This window comes from Vescimonas fastidiosa (genome assembly GCF_018326305.1).
In the GTDB taxonomy this organism is placed as follows: Bacteria; Bacillota; Clostridia; order Oscillospirales; family Oscillospiraceae; genus Vescimonas; species Vescimonas fastidiosa.
In genome coordinates this window covers 750,659-765,908 of sequence record NZ_AP023415.1, presented here as the reverse complement: position 1 = coordinate 765,908, position 15,250 = coordinate 750,659, and the positions used below count along the sequence as shown (strand labels likewise).

Sequence of the window (15,250 nt, the reverse complement as noted above, 5' to 3'; positions counted from 1 at the left end):
CGCAGACGCGAAAACTCCAATCATTTTTCACCGCGACATGCGCGTGGGGAAAAATACCTCTCAGGCTGCCAGTGTGGAATTTTGGCGCTTGCGGCAAAATTATGCGCACAGCAGACTGCAAGCCTTTTGGCAGAAAAATCGAAGATTTTTCGCCAGGTTTATTTCCAATCTTGCCAAATTTCGGGGTGGTAGCCCACGGTGGCCTGCTTGCCGTTGCGGACGATGGGGGCGATGAACACCGCCGGGCAGTCGGCTATCCGGGCATCCACCGCCTGGGGCGGCACATATGGCAGGCCCAGGTCCTCGTAGGCGTCGCACCGGGTGTCTATGAGGGCGTCGAAGCCCACCGCCGCCTTGACGCTGCGGTACTCTCCCAGGGACAGACCCTTGGCATAGAGGTCGATATACTGGTATGGGATGCGCCGCTCCTTGAACCAGCGTTCGGCCTTCTTGCTGTCGTTGCTCTTTTTGGAGCCGAAGATTTGGATATTCATTGAAACACTCCTTATATTTAATATGAGAACGGAGGATAAAATCATGACCGATGCTATTTTGCAGCTGAAGAAGCTGGTGGACGAGAGCGACAACATCGTGTTTTTCGGTGGGGCCGGAGTGAGCACGGAGTCGGGGATCAAGGACTTTCGCAGTGTGGACGGCCTGTACCGCCAGAAGTTCAAATATCCGCCGGAGACCATACTCAGCCACAGCTTTTATGAGAGCCACACGGAGGAATTTTACGAGTTTTACCGGACCAAGATGCTGGCCCCGGACGCCCAGCCCAACGCCGCCCACAAAAAGCTGGCCCAGTGGGAGCGGGAGGGAAAGCTGAAGGCCGTCATCACCCAAAACATCGACGGCCTGCACCAGAAGGCGGGCAGCCGGGAGGTGCTGGAGCTCCACGGCAGCGTCCTGCGCAACCACTGCCTCCGGTGCGGAAAATTCTACGGCGTGGAGGCTGTGGCGGAATCCACAGGCATTCCCCGGTGTACCTGCGGCGGCGTTATCAAGCCCGATGTGGTGCTCTACGAGGAGAGCCTGGACGAGCAGGTGATGGAAAAGGCGCTGGACTACATCGCCGGGGCCGATGTGCTTATTATCGGCGGCACCTCGCTGGTGGTATATCCCGCGGCGGGACTGGTGCGCTATTATAGGGGAAACAAGCTGGTGGTCATCAATCGGGATGCCACGGGGATGGACAGCGCCGCCAGGCTCTGCATCAGCGCCCCCATCGGCCAGGTGCTGGGGCAGCTCTAAGGGGAGTATACCACATCTCCCGCCGAAGCACAAGGCCGGGTGCTGCGCGATAATTTTGCATAATTTACACTGGCAACTTTCAAAAAAGACGGATATTTTATGGAAAATACTATTGCATATGCAAGTTTGAGGTGCTATAATTGCATTCGAGGAAAAGAAAGGAAGAAAGGACTCTATGGCTACTATTACTACCTCCACTGTAAACGATTACAGTCATCTCGACCCCGAGCTTAAGCGGCTGACCCAGCTTTGGAGCGAAAACGCCAGCATAGACAAGGCGCTGTATCAGAAATACGATGTCAAGCGCGGCCTGCGGGATGCCAATGGCCGTGGCGTGCTGGCCAGCCTTACCCGCATCTCCGAGGTCAAGGGCTACACCGTGGACGACAACGATACCATTCCCTGCGAGGGTGTGCTGTACTACCGCGGCTACGATGTGCGGGAGATCGTGAAGGGTGTGCTGTCTGAGAAGCGGTTTGGCTTTGAGGAGACGGTGTATCTGCTGCTGTTCGGCAAGCTCCCCACCCGGGGGCAGCTGGACGAGTTCCGGGAAATGCTCAATGAGTACCGGCACCTGCCCAAGAACTTCGTGCGGGATGTGGTGATGAAGGTGCCCACCAGTGACATGATGAACACCCTGGCCCGGAGTATTCTGACCCTGTACTGCTACGATGACCGGGCCAACGACACCAGCCCGGAGAATGTGCTGCGCCAGTGCCTGCAGCTGACGGTAAATACGCCGCAGCTTGCCATTTACAGCTACCTGGCCTACCGCAGCGCACGGGGCGACGGACTGTATCTGCACAGACCGCAGCCGGAGCTTTCCATGGCGGAGAACATTCTCTATCTGCTCCGGGAGGATAAGAGCTTCACGGAGCTGGAGGCCCGGGCCCTGGACGCCGCCCTGATCCTCCATGCCGACCACGGCAGCAACAACTCCACCTTTACCAACCATGTGGTCTCCTCCTCCGGCACCGACACATATTCCGTTATCGCAGCCTCCCTGTGCGCCCTGAAGGGGCCGCGCCACGGCGGCGCTAACATCAAGGTGGTGCAGATGATGGATGACCTGAAGGCCAGTGTGGACGATCCCACCAACGAGAGCCAGGTGCGGGAGTATCTGCAAAATGTGCTGGACAAGAAGGCCCTGGACGGCAAGGGACTCATCTACGGCATGGGCCATGCGGTGTACTCCCTGTCGGACCCCCGAGCCGAGGTGCTGCGCACCTTTGTGCAGAGCATTTCCAAGGAAAAGGGCCTGACGGAGGAGATGGACATATACCAGACGGTAGAAAAGGTGGCTACGGAGATGATTTCCCAGCACTCCGGCAGACCCACGGCGGTGAATGTGGATTTCTACAGCGGATTCCTGTATAAAATGCTGGGCCTGCCCTATGAGTTGTACACCCCTCTGTTTGCCATCGCCCGTATGGCCGGGTGGAGCGCTCACCGCATGGAGGGGCTGGTGGAGAGCAGCAAGATCATCCGCCCTGCCTGCAAGTGCATTGAAAAGCGCCGTCCCTATGTGCCTATGAACGAAAGATAACACCGGCGAACAGCCGCTGCTAATACACAAAAAAACACACAAACAACACAAAAACACACAGACAGCCGCCGGGGATTTCCTCGGCGGCTGTCTGCGTGATGGGGAGGGATGGACTTCTGGAGTTGGTTTTTTCGCCGCGCAAAGTGCCCTGCAAAAAAGATGGATTTTGGTGGAAAAAGCCCTTGACTTTTTTTGCCTGTGTGCTATAATAAGCAAGTCTCAGGTTGAGAGATCCATTTGCGAGTGTGCTGGAATAGGCAGACAGGCAAGCTTGAGGTGCTTGTGTTCGACTGGACGTGTGGGTTCAAGTCCCATCACTCGCACCAGTTTCTCTCTTGAGACGGAAAAGAAGAACGATATGCGCGAGTGGTGGAATTGGCAGACTCGCTAGATTCAGGTTCTAGTGCTCATTACGGGCGTGCGGGTTCAAGTCCCGCCTCGCGCACCACTTCTTTTCCTCAACTTTATAATGCGCGCGAGTGGTGGAATTGGCAGACTCGCTAGATTCAGGTTCTAGTGCTCATTACGGGCGTGCGGGTTCAAGTCCCGCCTCGCGCACCATCAAGAGGCTATAGATATAGCTGATGAAAACCCTGATTTTATCGGGGTTTTCGCCATTTTATACGGAAAAATGCAGAGACAGAGTCGCGGCTCGGTGTGGTACGGCACCTATTTGCAGAGAGGAGAAGCCCCTATGAAGGAAAACAGAAAGCTGCTGAAGGAAGTCCTCAAGGATATTCGCCGGGATATGAGCGATGAAGAGGTGCTGAATCTGCTGGCTGACAGCAAAATCTCCGTAAAGCCCGAAACGGAGAAGGATAAGTATACGCTGGGGCAGCGGGCGGCGGATGCTATTGCAAAATTTGCCGGAAGCTGGGCGTTTATCTTTTCCTTTACCGGCGTGCTGATTCTGTGGATGGTGGTGAATGCGCTGCTGGCGTCCAAGGCCTTTGACCCGTATCCGTTTATTCTGCTGAATCTGGTGCTGTCCTGCGTGGCGGCGATCCAGGCACCGCTTATCATGATGAGCCAGAATCGCCAGGAGGAGAAGGACCGGCGCAGAGCCGAAAACGATTATAAGGTCAACCTGAAAACCGAGATCATGATCGAGGATCTATATGATAAGGTGAATGCGATCCTGGCCAAGCAGTCGGAGCTGGAAAAGCTGCTGCGGGCGGAGAGTAAAAAGGATGCGGAAAGGTCCCGGTAAGCGCCCGGGGCGGTCGCTATACGGGGGCTCCGGGAGGCTTTTTTGACACGCGGATGCAAAAGGGAATCACAAAGAAAAATTCACTGAGAGCGGGCTGCTGTAAAAAGCAGCCCGTCTTTTCTTTCCTGTGGGGGGGTGGAGAAAAGCGAACGCTGCAAGTTTTTTGCCACGCTGAATAAATCTAACGCCCTGCAAGGCGTTGTGTTTTTTCAGAAAATATGCTATGCTACTGGCATATAGGCAAGGGCGGGGGCCGTGGGGGAAATCTGCACGGCATTACGCTGCACACCCGGCGGCATTCTGAAATTCGGGCCCGATAGCGAGCAAGAGGATGAGAGCATGGACGGCATTTTGAAAAAAATCAGGCTGAGCGATGCCTTTAATAAGGAAAATCGAGGTCCTTTCGTGAAGGCGATTGTGCTGATGAGCCTGTTTACCTTCACTTTTTTAGGGGCGGAGTTTTTGTTCGTAAATATGGTTTCCCGTACCGTATCGGGCAATCAGTCGGTGGCCTCTCAAAACTATGCGCTGGGGGTCAGTGCCGTCGGCTTTGTGCTGTATCCTCTTTTTTGCCGGGTTTGCAGGGGGAGGGTGCAGTCGGCGGTTTCCCTGGGGGCGGCGATGGTGTCGGTGGGATGCCTCTTTCTGATATGCCGCCACAGCACCTACGCTCTGACGCTGGGCATGGGGCTTGTGCTGTTTCTGCTCCTGGGGGCATTTGGGAGCGCCGTGTTCTATAAAGCCCTGTGCCTGCTGGAGGACAACACCTACACGGCGCGGCTGGTGGGCATTTCCTATATGCTGGGGGTCTTGCTCCAAATTGCAAATAATAACCTGATCCACACGGATATTTTGGAAGCGGTGATCCTATCGGCCTTTATTCTGCTGCTGGCTGTGATGCTGATACGCGCAGAGAAGAGCAGCATCGTTCCCGCCTTTTCAAAGGATGCCCCGCAGGAGGAAACCGAGAAAATCGGAAGAAGCAGCATGAAAATCGGGATCATTCTGGCCCTTTTTGTGGCGATGATGACCTGCATTTTCAGCACGCTGGATAATGCGGTGACCCTATATCACGCAAGCGGCGAGGTGAACATCGGACAGTGGGCAAGGGTGCTGCTTGCGCTCAGCGGAGTTTTGGCGGGCTTTTTGTTTGACACGGCTGGCAGAAAATATATGAGCATGATCATGTACTGCATCATGATCCTGTCTACGACCTGCCTGGTTGTGCTGCAATTTGCCGGGCCGTTTACGGTGGGCCTGATTATATTTTATCTTTCCGCCGGCTTTTTCGCCGTTTTCTTCACCACCTCCTTTATGGAAATCGCACGCTATACCCGGACGCCGCAGCTGTGGGCGGGGCTGGGCAGAGCCGTCAATAATCTTGTTGCCGTGGCTATCACAGGGGGCTCCCTTATGCTGCTGGATTCCGGCAATATGATTGCCATTACGGTTATTGAATTGCTGCTGTTCGTTCTTACCAGTGTTGCCGCATTCGTTTATACGAATCAGAGAGAGGCCTTCTTTAAGAAACTGAATGCAAAGAGCGATGCTAAGCTCCGTGACGGAGAAAGACTGCAAAAGATGGCGGAGCAGTTTTCACTGACACCCCGGGAAGCCGAGGTAATCGGACTGCTGGTGCATACCGATGACGGCCTGCAGGTAATCGCCGACCGGCTGTATGTCTCCAGACGAACGCTGGAGAGATATGTCTCCGCCATCTATGAAAAAACCGGCACAAAATCCCGTATAGGACTGGTATCTCTTTATAACTCCCTGTGAAGGGCACCCGTTGAGAGTACCGAGCAGCGGGGCAAAAAGGCGGAAATCAGGCGCTTTAGAAACGGATTGCCACGCCAGTCTGCGGACCGGCTCGCAATGACAGATTTTTCGCCTCGCTACAACCTCCCACCTGTGTGGGAGGATTTTTTTGCGATTTTTTTGAAAAACGGGGGGTATTTTGGCGGCCATAAAAAAATGGCGGATGTCCGCCACCCTGTTTTCCCCACATTGGCGGACTTCCCTTATATACAAGGCGGCACACTCTTCACTATAATTTTAACAAACCACGGCGTGCCGCAGGGAAGCGCGGCGGCGGTGCAAGAGGGGCTTACAAAGAATGCGGAAGGGAGGTCGGAAAATGAGGGCGCAGCATGCCACTGCCCAGAACGGCAACACGGGGAAAAGGACGCTGCCGTACAACCGGCAATATGTGCTCCTGGCAGTCTATGAGGTGCTGGATAAAAACAACGCGGAATATGAAAAAGCAGATGCATCGACTATTGCGGCGGAGATAGCGGTTTACGGGAATCTGAGCCGGTTTTCCATCTCCGTAAAGGAGCAAGAGGGGGAAACGGAGCTGCGCGTAACCATGGCCCGGCCATGCGAGGGAATTTCGGAGGAGGGGATAAAGAGAGCCATAACCGCCGTGACGGACAGCATCGCGCAGCATCTGGAAAACGAGCTTGTGATAAGCAAAATCTATCGCTGCCCCGAAGCGGAGACCGAGTGAGCGCCACCGCTGAAAAGCCGGGAGGCCTTTTGCGGAAAAATACGGTTACAAACGGTACCGATGTACCGGAAAATAAGAAAGGAATGTGAGAATATGGAGAACATAATGCACAAATCAAAACTGACAGCAATCCTGCTGGCGTTATGTTTGGCACTGTCGCTGGTGCCGCTGTCGGTATTTGCGGCAACTCCGGCAACAGAAACAGCAGACTTCACCGTCGGGCAAGGCCGAGAGGCCATAACGCTGCTCAATCAGTACAAGACCGGCACGGCGGAGTCCCTCTGGGATAATACCGCCAAGACTCTGACTTTGTGGGGCGTTGACTTCACCACTACCGCCCAAACGGCGGTGAAGCTGCCCGCCGGGTCCACCATCGTCCTCAAGGACGGAACAACCAATACCATTCAAAGCGGCGAGGTTACTTTGAGGGTAAGCGGCGACTACTCGAATGAAGCCTATGTCAACGCTCTGGACGCTGTGGGCAGCCTCACCATTCAGGGCGGTACCGCAGGCTCGGGCACACTGAGCGTCTTCGCCGGCAAGCTTAAAAACAGCGGCGATGGCTGGGTTTATTCGTCCGGTATCAGCGTAGACGGTGACTTCACCGTGAAGGGCGGCCGGGTCACGGCCCGTGGCGGCTGTGCGGAGTCCGACGGCAGCTGCTTCTCCTTCGGTGTCAAGATGGATAGCGATACCAAGAATAAGGCCCTGCTGGTCACCGGCGGCACCCTCACGGCCATCGCCGACGAGGCGTATGAGCTGGAGGAGGGCGGCACCAAGAGAGCGTCGTTCTCCCGTGGCGTGGAGATGTTCCGGGGCAATGTCATCGTGTCCGGCAGCGGCAAGCTGCGCGCCGAGAGTGTGGGGGAGATGGCAGAAGCAACCGTCATGTCCAACGGCCTGTATATTTCCGCGGGCAACCTGACCGTGGCGAATTCCGCTGAGGTAGCTGTGGCTGGTGCCTATGCCGCATATATTTCCGGCGGCAGCCTCCGGCTGGACGGCGGCAGCCTCACCGCAGTAAGCACCCAAACGGCCGATGACAATGGCAATCTCGGCTGTGCCATTGATATGGATATGGATTTGAATAAACAAGTCGCCGATTCCGGCAGCATCACCGTCAGCGGCGGCACGCTGGAAACCGTGAATGGCGATATCCGTATGTCCACGATCGGTGCCACGGGGAATCAGAGCCTGTTCACCGTTACCGGCGGCACCATCGTGAACAGAGGCCAGTTGTACGGCCCTAAAAAGCTGGATATTTCCGGCGGCACCATGCAGACCCAGGGTATCGAAGCGGAGGCACTGACTCTGTCCGCAGGCTCACTGACCATTCGGGAACCGGTGCGCAAGAACCCGAATTATGACAATCTGCTGGTCCGCCCCGCTTTGGATGTGAATACGCTCACTGTCAGCGGCGGCACCTTGGATGCAGCCTGGGATTGGGGTGAGTTCACGCCCATTGTGTTCCCTGTAAATACCTACTACGGCTACGCCGACTCCCTGGTGGAGATGACGGGAAGCGGCAGTACGGCCACCTTCACCGGCGGCACTACCACCCTGGATACCGGCAAGGCCGGGAACACCGCCCTGCTGATCAAGGGCACACTTACCATCGGTGATGGCATGGCAGAGACCGGCGCCGACAGCAGCCACCACCAGTTGGGAACCGCTCCCGTAAAAATTGCGGCTGCGGCAGCAAGCACCGCTATTACGACCGTCGATGTTGCGAATGTGAAACTCGACTATCAGCCGGGTGATGCGCCCCGGGCCACGGCTGCCGTAGCAGCCGCCGATCAGGGCAAATACCGAATTGCCGATGAATGGTGGCAAGAGTTAAATGAAAACGATGAGCCCGTTGCCATATGGCATTCCGACGACGGGATATACAGCACCTTGCCGACCATTACTGCGTTTGAAAGCGGGAAAAAATATGTATATTCCATTTTGCTGCTGCCGGAAAGGGGTTATGACTTCGCCAGAGAAGTCGCCGCTACGGTGAACGGAAGCACGGTGACAGCGGTTCCCGGCACAGACGGATACCTGAGTCTCCCCAATGTTAAAACGATTACGCCGACGGCAGCTTCCCATACGCATAGTTACGGTACGGCGTGGAAGTGTGACGGAACAAATCACTGGCATGAATGTGCCTGCGGGGACAAAGCAGACACGGCGGCGCACACCTTCAAGTGGGTTACCGACAAGGAAGCCACCGCAACCGAGAAGGGCTCTAAGCACGAGGAATGCTCCGTCTGCGGTTATAAGAAAGCGACTGTTGAAATTCCCGCGACCGGTTCCGGAAGCGGCTCGGCCAGTCAGCCCACGAAGCCCGGCAGCACCGGCTCTCCCCAGACCGGTGACAGCAGCTCCGTTTTGTGGCTGGCGATTCTGTGCATCAGCGGTGTGCTGGGCGTGCTTGGCGTTGCAGGCAAGAAAAAAATGCCTTGAAATCAGGCAAATATAAATAAGGAGGAGCTCTTATGAAAACAGCAAAAACCCAAAACGGAAGGTCAGGAGGGAAGGTCAGTATGAAACTGAAAAGGGTGCTTTTGATGCTGCTGGTGACGGTGTTGAGCGTTTCCAGAATCGTGACTGCGAATGCCGTCACGGTCAAGGACGACGGAAAATATACGCTGCTACTCACCTGCGGCCTTAACGGCATGGACGGCAAGGTCGACGGCGATTATGCAAAAATAATAAAGTTTGATGCTGCCGACGGCGACACAACGGTAAGCTTATCCGAATTGACTGCGGGCGTTCTTCCGTTCAACGGCAGCACCAAATTCGCCTATTGGGCAACGGATTGGACAGGCAAAACAAAAGTCGCAGAGGATATACCTTTGTCGGATTTCAATTCGGAGGGTACATTTTGGGCAAAGGACGGTGAGGTGGCATACACCAACGGTCTTACGATTTATGCGACCTTCTCCGAGGAACCGTTAAAGGGAACAGGCACATATTACCTGACGCTTGACGGCGTCGGCGGCAAAGTAAACGGCAAGTATGAAATGACCCTGACAAGCAGCTCCAGTGCTTATCAGACAGTCGACCTGACGAAATACACCCCCGTAAGAGACGGCTATACCTTTGTCGGCTGGGCTTTGAACGGCGAGTTTGTAACCTCCGTGCCGGCGGATTGCTTCAAAGAAAAGGATGCTGTGACGGTTCTCGCAACCTATACCAAAAACACCTTTGACAACGACGGTATCGTAGTAACTCTCAATGCTAACGGCGGACAGCTCAACGGTAAGGAGTCTAACACATACGACTATGTAGGCGGCAGAGACTCCGGCGCATTAATGTCACTTTTGCCCTATGTTCCCGTAAGAGAGGGGTATACCTTTAACGGCTGGAACACCAAAAGCGACGGCAGCGGTACTATGGAGACGTATATTTATTGGAGAATTTGGGACAATAACGAGGAGACCAATAAGAAATATGATAAGGATACCTTGATTACAGAAGACAACGGTTATGTGCGGTATAAAAATGTGACCTTGTACGCCTCCTGGACGAAAGCCTCCGGAGAGCCGGGAAATCCCGGTAAGGACACGGTGAAGGAACTCCAAAGCACGGGGGAGACAAAGGCAAAAATCGAATTTGCAACAGAGGTCAGCAAGGATTACAAGCTGGATATCAAGTCCATCGAGGTCAAGAAGGAATTGGCAGATAAGAATGTGAAATTCGTTGCGGACATCAATGTGCTGGACGGAAACAACAATGTTGTGAAGATCAGCAACACCAAAATGAAGATCAGAATTGCTCTGCCGGAAGATTTGAAGGGGTATGACAAATACGAAGTCGTTTACATTGTAAATGATGAAATTAAAGAGACCTTGCCTGCTGCGGTAGAAAACGGTTATATTGTATTTGAGACAAACCATTTGAGTCAGTACGGAATCGTTGGGACAAACACCGGCAGCGGAGCAACTCCCCAGACCGGTGACAGCAGCTCCGTTTTGTGGCTGGCGATTCTGTGCATCAGCGGTGTCGGCGCTCTGACCGTGTTTGGCATCTCCAAAAACAGAAAAAAGGACCACAGCGCCCAATAACAGGGAAAAAGGCCAATAAAGCTATAGAAGCGGGAAGCGGCGGACAAACGCCGCTTCCCGTTACATCTGACTATAGCTGCCTTGTGTGCAAGGCAACGAGGACGGAGTCGGTAAAATACAGCGCAAGCCCCGAAAAAAGCGATGGCACCAATAATAGTGCCGGGACAGATAAGGACAAGAGCACCGGGGATAAAAATACGATTCAAAAGGATGTGGAGCCACTGTCTCCGGAAAAGGACACCGGGACAGCCTTCCCCTGGTGGGGCATAGCCGTTGCCGCCGCAGCGGTAATGGGTGTAGGCATTCTGGCAGTGGTTTTGCGGCGGAAAAAGGGCGGCAAAGGATAAAAAGACCACTTCCGGCATTTAGAATATAATCGGCAAGCCCACCGGTGGGTGTGGCTTCCCCTTGTAAACCAAGGATCGCATTTCTGCTATATTCACCGTTTATCCCCGCTTTCAGTAGAGGAAAGCGGGGAATTTTTGCCAAAACGGGGGCCCTTTGCGGAAAAAAGGCCGATTTCCCCTTTGCCGGTCACTTTCCGCGCCCCAACCAAGCCCTAAAACTTTCCCCTTTCTTTTTTGCTCCGTTTGCGGTATAATCAAAAATAAACGGCATTTTTCCCTGGAAGGAGAGAGAATATGACAACAGCAGAGTTGGTTCAGCAGATACAGCAGGTGAAGAGTATGTCCATCGTGGGTATGTGCAAAAACGCCGGCAAGACCACCATGCTCAACTGGCTTTTGGCCCACACGGGCCGCAGGCAGGTTTTGGGCCTGACCTCCATCGGCCGGGACGGCGAGAGCACCGATGTGGTCACGGGTACGGAAAAGCCCAGCATCTTTGTCCCGGCGGGTACGCTTATCGCCACCGCCAAGGATATGCTGCGCCTGGGAGATGTGACGCTGGAAATTCTGATGACCACCGGTATTCCCACCCCCTTGGGCGAGGTCATCATCATGCGCGCCCGCAGCGACGGCTATGTGCAGCTGGCCGGGCCGTCCATCACGGCACAGCTTCGGGAGGTATCGAGGATGTTCTTTGACCTGGGCGCCACCCAGTCTATCATCGACGGCGCCCTGGGCCGCAAATCCCTGGGGGCCCGGAATGTGGCTGACGGCATCGTGCTGTGTACCGGCGCATCTTATAATATGAGCATGGAAAAGGTCATTGAGGACACGGCTAACTTCTGCCGCCTCATGGACCTGCCCAAGGCCGAGACCCTGCCCCCGGAGGCGGCGGATGGGTTGGAGAAGTGTTTGAAGGAGCATGGGGAGGCCTATATCCCCGGGGCCCTGACGGACAGCATGGTCATTCCGCTTCTGCGCAGTGGCCTGCTGCGGGGGGGACGCCTGGTGGTGGCCGACCCCAGTAAGGTACTCCTAAAGCCCGACACCCTGGATAAGCTATCGGTGCGGGAGGTGGCTCTGGAGACCAAGGATGCTGCCCGGACCCTGTGTGTCACGGTGAATCCCGTGTCGGCCTACGGCTGGAAATTTGACAAGGATGTGTTTATCGACCGGATGCGCCAGAGTGTGAAGGTGCCGGTCATCAATGTGAAGGAGGAGCTGGCATGATTTCCATTCGGTTTGAAGAAAAGCAGCAGATCGGCTTGCAGTACGCCCTGGAGACGCTCCACGGGTGCAGCCCCTTTGGCCAGGAGAAGATCCGACGCCTGCGGTTTTATACCCCGGCAGAGCGGGCAGAGCTGGAGGAGGAGCTATACAATGTGCAGCAGGCGGCCAACCATGCGGAGGAGCTCAAGGGTGTATACGATAAAATCTGCATTCTGCTGTGCCAGATGAAGGACATTCGCAATTCCATCCGCCGCTGCCGGGACGGGGAGGTGCCGGATCATGTGGAGCTGTTTGAAATAAAGGGCTATTTGCAGCGGCTGGAGAGCCTGCTGCCCCTGTACCAGCAGATAAGCGATACGGCTCCGCTGCGGGGCCTTGCATTCCACGATCCCAAGCCTGCCTTGGATATTTTGGACCCGGACAACACCCGCTCCCGAGGCTTTTACATCCCCGACAGCATGACGGAAAAGCTCCGCCAGATCCGCCGGAGCAAGAAGGAGCTGGAGGAAAAACTCCACGAGGCCAAGACCGATGCGCAGAAGGACGAGCTGCGTCTGCAGCGCACCCGCATCTGCGCCGAGGAGGAGAGCGAGGAAACGAAGATCCGCCGGGACATGGGCGCCCGTCTGGCTCCCCTGGCGGAGGCTATGCTGGCGGACGCCGAGAGCGCAGGCCGGCTGGATTTCATTATCCAAAAGGCTCTGTTTGCCGTGCGCTACGGCGGCGTAATGCCCCAGATCACCGATGGGACCTTGGAGCTGACGGAAATGGTGAACCCGGAGCTGTGCGATCTGCTTTCCGAGCAGGGCCGCAGCTTTGTGCCGGTGTCCATCTCCCTGGACCGGGGCGCCACGGTCATTACCGGCGCCAACATGGGCGGCAAGAGCGTAGCCATGAAAACCGTGGCACTGAATGTGCTGCTGATGCAGGCGGGCTTCCTGGTGTGCGCCAAGGAGGCGAAGATGCCGCTGTTTGAGAGCGTCCTCATGCTGTTTGAGGATATGCAGTCTATCCAGTCGGGCCTTTCCGGCTTCGGCTCGGAGATCGTACAGTTCCAGAAGGCCCTTGCACAGGTGGAGCAGGGCTACTCCCTGTTCCTGCTGGACGAGTTTGCCCGGGGCACCAATCCTGACGAGGGCGCGGTGATCGTCCAGGCGGTGACGAAATACCTCAACGGGGTCAACGCCATCTCCCTGCTCACCACCCACTATGACAAGGTGGCTGACTGCGGAAAGGCTCACTACCAGATCATCGGCCTGCGGGACATTGACCCGGAGGCTATCCGCCGGGAGCTGGCTGTCAGCGGGGAGGACGGCATCCGGGTCATCGCCCGGCACATGAACTACGGCCTGTACCGGGTCGAGGGTCGGTCCGACTGTCCCCGAGACGCGCTGAACATCTGCCGGATGCTGTCGCTGAAGCCGGAAATCCTGCATCTTATTGAAGAAAACTACTGAAAATTTCACCCTGAGAAACGAGAATAAAATTTTTCAGCACTGCGAAAAAGTTATTGTCATTTTCGTCACAATGTTGCTTGACAAACTGCTGAAAAGTATTATAATTTGAAGTGCAGAATTCCATATAACAGACAATAGAGGTGCAAAAAACAGGGTAATCGACTTCGGAGCTGCAGGGGGCTCGATGGAGGTCGGTGAAGGGGTTTTTTGCCGAAGGTGCGCGCTCCTCCTGTGGCGCGTTCCTGGGGGTGCCGTGTAAGCTGCACAACTGTCATGTCGTATTGCAGACATGGAGCGCTATTGGTCATCGACTTGACCAATAGCGCCTTTTTCATGCCCAAAGGCGCCGCTTGGCCGGCGTTATAAGAAACTCTGTAAAAATATTTTAGGAGGAATTTTATCATGGAAAAGATGACTTCTCTGCTGCGTCTGCGTATGAGCGCCAAGGATGCTCATTACGGCGGAAACCTGGTGGACGGTGCCCATATGGTGCATCTGTTCGGTGATGTCGCCACTGAGCTGCTGATCAAGTGCGACGGTGACGAAGGCCTGTTCTGCGCTTATGACAATGTCGAGTTCCTGGCTCCCGTGTATGCCGGCGATTACATCGAGGCTTACGGCGAGATCGAGAAGATCGGCAACACCTCCCGCACCATGAAGTTTGAGGCCCGCAAGGTCATCGTGTCCCGTCCCGACATCAGCGCTTCCGCTGCCGATGTTCTGGCCGAGCCTGTTGTGGTCTGCCGCGCTCACGGCACCTGCGTTACTCCCAAGGATTGCCAGCGCAACAAGATCGAGAAGTAAGGAGCTGAGGATATGGAAAAGCTGATTATTACCGCTGCTATCTGCGGCGCTGAGGTCACCAAGGAGCAGAACGCTGCCGTGCCCTATACCGTGGAGGAGATGGTCCGCGAGGCCAAGTCCGCCTATGATGCCGGCGCAGCTATCCTGCACATCCATGTTCGCGAGGACGACGGCACCCCCACCCAGGATCGTGAGCGTTTCCGGGTCGTTATGGATGCCATCCGCAAGGAGCTGCCCGATGTCATTATGATCCCCTCTACCGGCGGCGCCACCGGCATGAGCCCCGAGGAGCGTCTGCAGCCCACCGAGCTCTTCCCCGAGATGGCTACCCTGGACTGCGGCACCTGCAACTTCGGCGACGAGATCTTTGACAACACCATGCCCACCATGCGCGCCTTCGGTAAGCGTATGCTGGAGAACAACATCAAGCCCGAGTACGAGTGCTTCGAGCTGGGCCACATCGACACCGTCCTTGGCATGGCCAAGAAGGGTGAGGTGCCCGCCTATCCCATGCAGTTTAACTTCGTGCTGGGCGTGCACGGCTGCACCCCCGCCTCCGTGGAGAACCTGGCCTTCTTCGTCAGCAAGATCCCTGCAGGCTCCACCTGGACTGTGACCGGCGTAGGCCGGGCTGCCTGGACCATGGCCGCTGCGGCCATCGCCATGGGCGGCAATGTCCGCGTTGGTTTTGAGGACAACATCTACCTGGGCAAGGGCCAGAAGGCCGCTTCCAACGGTGAGCTGGTGGCCAAGGTCGTCCGTATCGCCAAGGAGCTGGGCCGCGAGATCGCAACGCCCGCTGAGGCCCGCGAGATCCTGAGCCTCAAGCCCCTGAAGTAAT

General features: G+C 55.7%; 12 protein-coding genes, 3 tRNA genes and 1 riboswitch. Of the genes, 14 read left to right on the top strand and 1 reads right to left on the bottom strand.

Annotation, left to right across the window (positions count from 1 at the left end):
• Window positions 1-158 precede the first annotated feature (158 nt).
• Window positions 159-494, bottom strand: coding sequence for an arsenate reductase family protein (locus tag KI236_RS03700; RefSeq protein ID WP_212819445.1), 336 nt, complete (start codon window positions 492-494; stop codon window positions 159-161).
• A gap of 43 nt (window positions 495-537) precedes the next feature.
• Here KI236_RS03700 and KI236_RS03695 point away from each other — a divergent pair, with 43 nt between their 5' ends.
• The 14 genes from KI236_RS03695 (at window position 538) to kce (ending at window position 15,249) form a co-directional block, all read left to right on the top strand.
• Window positions 538-1,254: an NAD-dependent protein deacylase gene (locus KI236_RS03695; RefSeq protein WP_212819443.1), complete on the top strand. Its 717-nt coding sequence runs from the start codon at window positions 538-540 to the stop codon at window positions 1,252-1,254.
• A 175-nt stretch (window positions 1,255-1,429) separates the two neighbouring features.
• A complete protein-coding gene (locus KI236_RS03690) occupies window positions 1,430-2,800 on the top strand; it encodes a citrate synthase (protein ID WP_212819441.1) in 1,371 nt (456 codons plus the stop codon).
• A 239-nt stretch (window positions 2,801-3,039) separates the two neighbouring features.
• Window positions 3,040-3,126 (top strand) — tRNA-Leu (locus KI236_RS03685).
• Between the two features lie 34 nt (window positions 3,127-3,160).
• A tRNA-Leu gene (locus tag KI236_RS03680) sits at window positions 3,161-3,248 on the top strand.
• 25 nt (window positions 3,249-3,273) lie between these two features.
• Window positions 3,274-3,361 (top strand) — tRNA-Leu (locus tag KI236_RS03675).
• Window positions 3,362-3,494: 133 nt separating this feature from the next.
• Window positions 3,495-4,010, top strand: a complete 516-nt coding sequence (locus KI236_RS03670) for a DUF1003 domain-containing protein (protein WP_212819439.1) — start codon at window positions 3,495-3,497, stop codon at window positions 4,008-4,010.
• Window positions 4,011-4,349: 339 nt separating this feature from the next.
• On the top strand, window positions 4,350-5,789 hold the full coding sequence (locus KI236_RS03665) for a helix-turn-helix domain-containing protein (RefSeq protein ID WP_212819437.1): 1,440 nt from the start codon (window positions 4,350-4,352) through the stop codon (window positions 5,787-5,789).
• A 358-nt stretch (window positions 5,790-6,147) separates the two neighbouring features.
• Window positions 6,148-6,519, top strand: a complete 372-nt coding sequence (locus tag KI236_RS03660) for a hypothetical protein (RefSeq protein ID WP_212819435.1) — start codon at window positions 6,148-6,150, stop codon at window positions 6,517-6,519.
• A gap of 93 nt (window positions 6,520-6,612) precedes the next feature.
• Window positions 6,613-8,967, top strand: a complete 2,355-nt coding sequence (locus tag KI236_RS03655) for an autotransporter outer membrane beta-barrel domain-containing protein (protein ID WP_212819433.1) — start codon at window positions 6,613-6,615, stop codon at window positions 8,965-8,967.
• Between the two features lie 80 nt (window positions 8,968-9,047).
• The gene (locus tag KI236_RS03650) at window positions 9,048-10,571 is read left to right on the top strand and encodes an InlB B-repeat-containing protein (protein WP_212819431.1); all 1,524 of its coding nucleotides are present in this window, start codon (window positions 9,048-9,050) and stop codon (window positions 10,569-10,571) included.
• A 641-nt stretch (window positions 10,572-11,212) separates the two neighbouring features.
• Complete coding sequence (gene kamB / locus KI236_RS03645) at window positions 11,213-12,148, top strand: lysine 5,6-aminomutase reactivase subunit KamB (protein ID WP_212819430.1); 936 nt, start codon at window positions 11,213-11,215, stop codon at window positions 12,146-12,148.
• The gene (gene kamC / locus KI236_RS03640) at window positions 12,145-13,605 is read left to right on the top strand and encodes a lysine 5,6-aminomutase reactivase ATPase KamC (protein ID WP_212819428.1); all 1,461 of its coding nucleotides are present in this window, start codon (window positions 12,145-12,147) and stop codon (window positions 13,603-13,605) included. Before kamB ends, kamC begins: the two co-directional genes overlap by 4 nt.
• A gap of 127 nt (window positions 13,606-13,732) precedes the next feature.
• Window positions 13,733-13,913, top strand: a riboswitch (Lysine riboswitch).
• 103 nt (window positions 13,914-14,016) lie between these two features.
• Window positions 14,017-14,409 (top strand): 3-aminobutyryl-CoA ammonia lyase, encoded by a 393-nt coding sequence (kal, locus tag KI236_RS03635; protein WP_212820631.1) that lies wholly within the window; start codon window positions 14,017-14,019, stop codon window positions 14,407-14,409.
• 12 nt (window positions 14,410-14,421) lie between these two features.
• Window positions 14,422-15,249, top strand: coding sequence for a 3-keto-5-aminohexanoate cleavage enzyme (gene kce, locus KI236_RS03630; RefSeq protein WP_212819426.1), 828 nt, complete (start codon window positions 14,422-14,424; stop codon window positions 15,247-15,249).
• Window position 15,250: the final 1 nt, after the last annotated feature.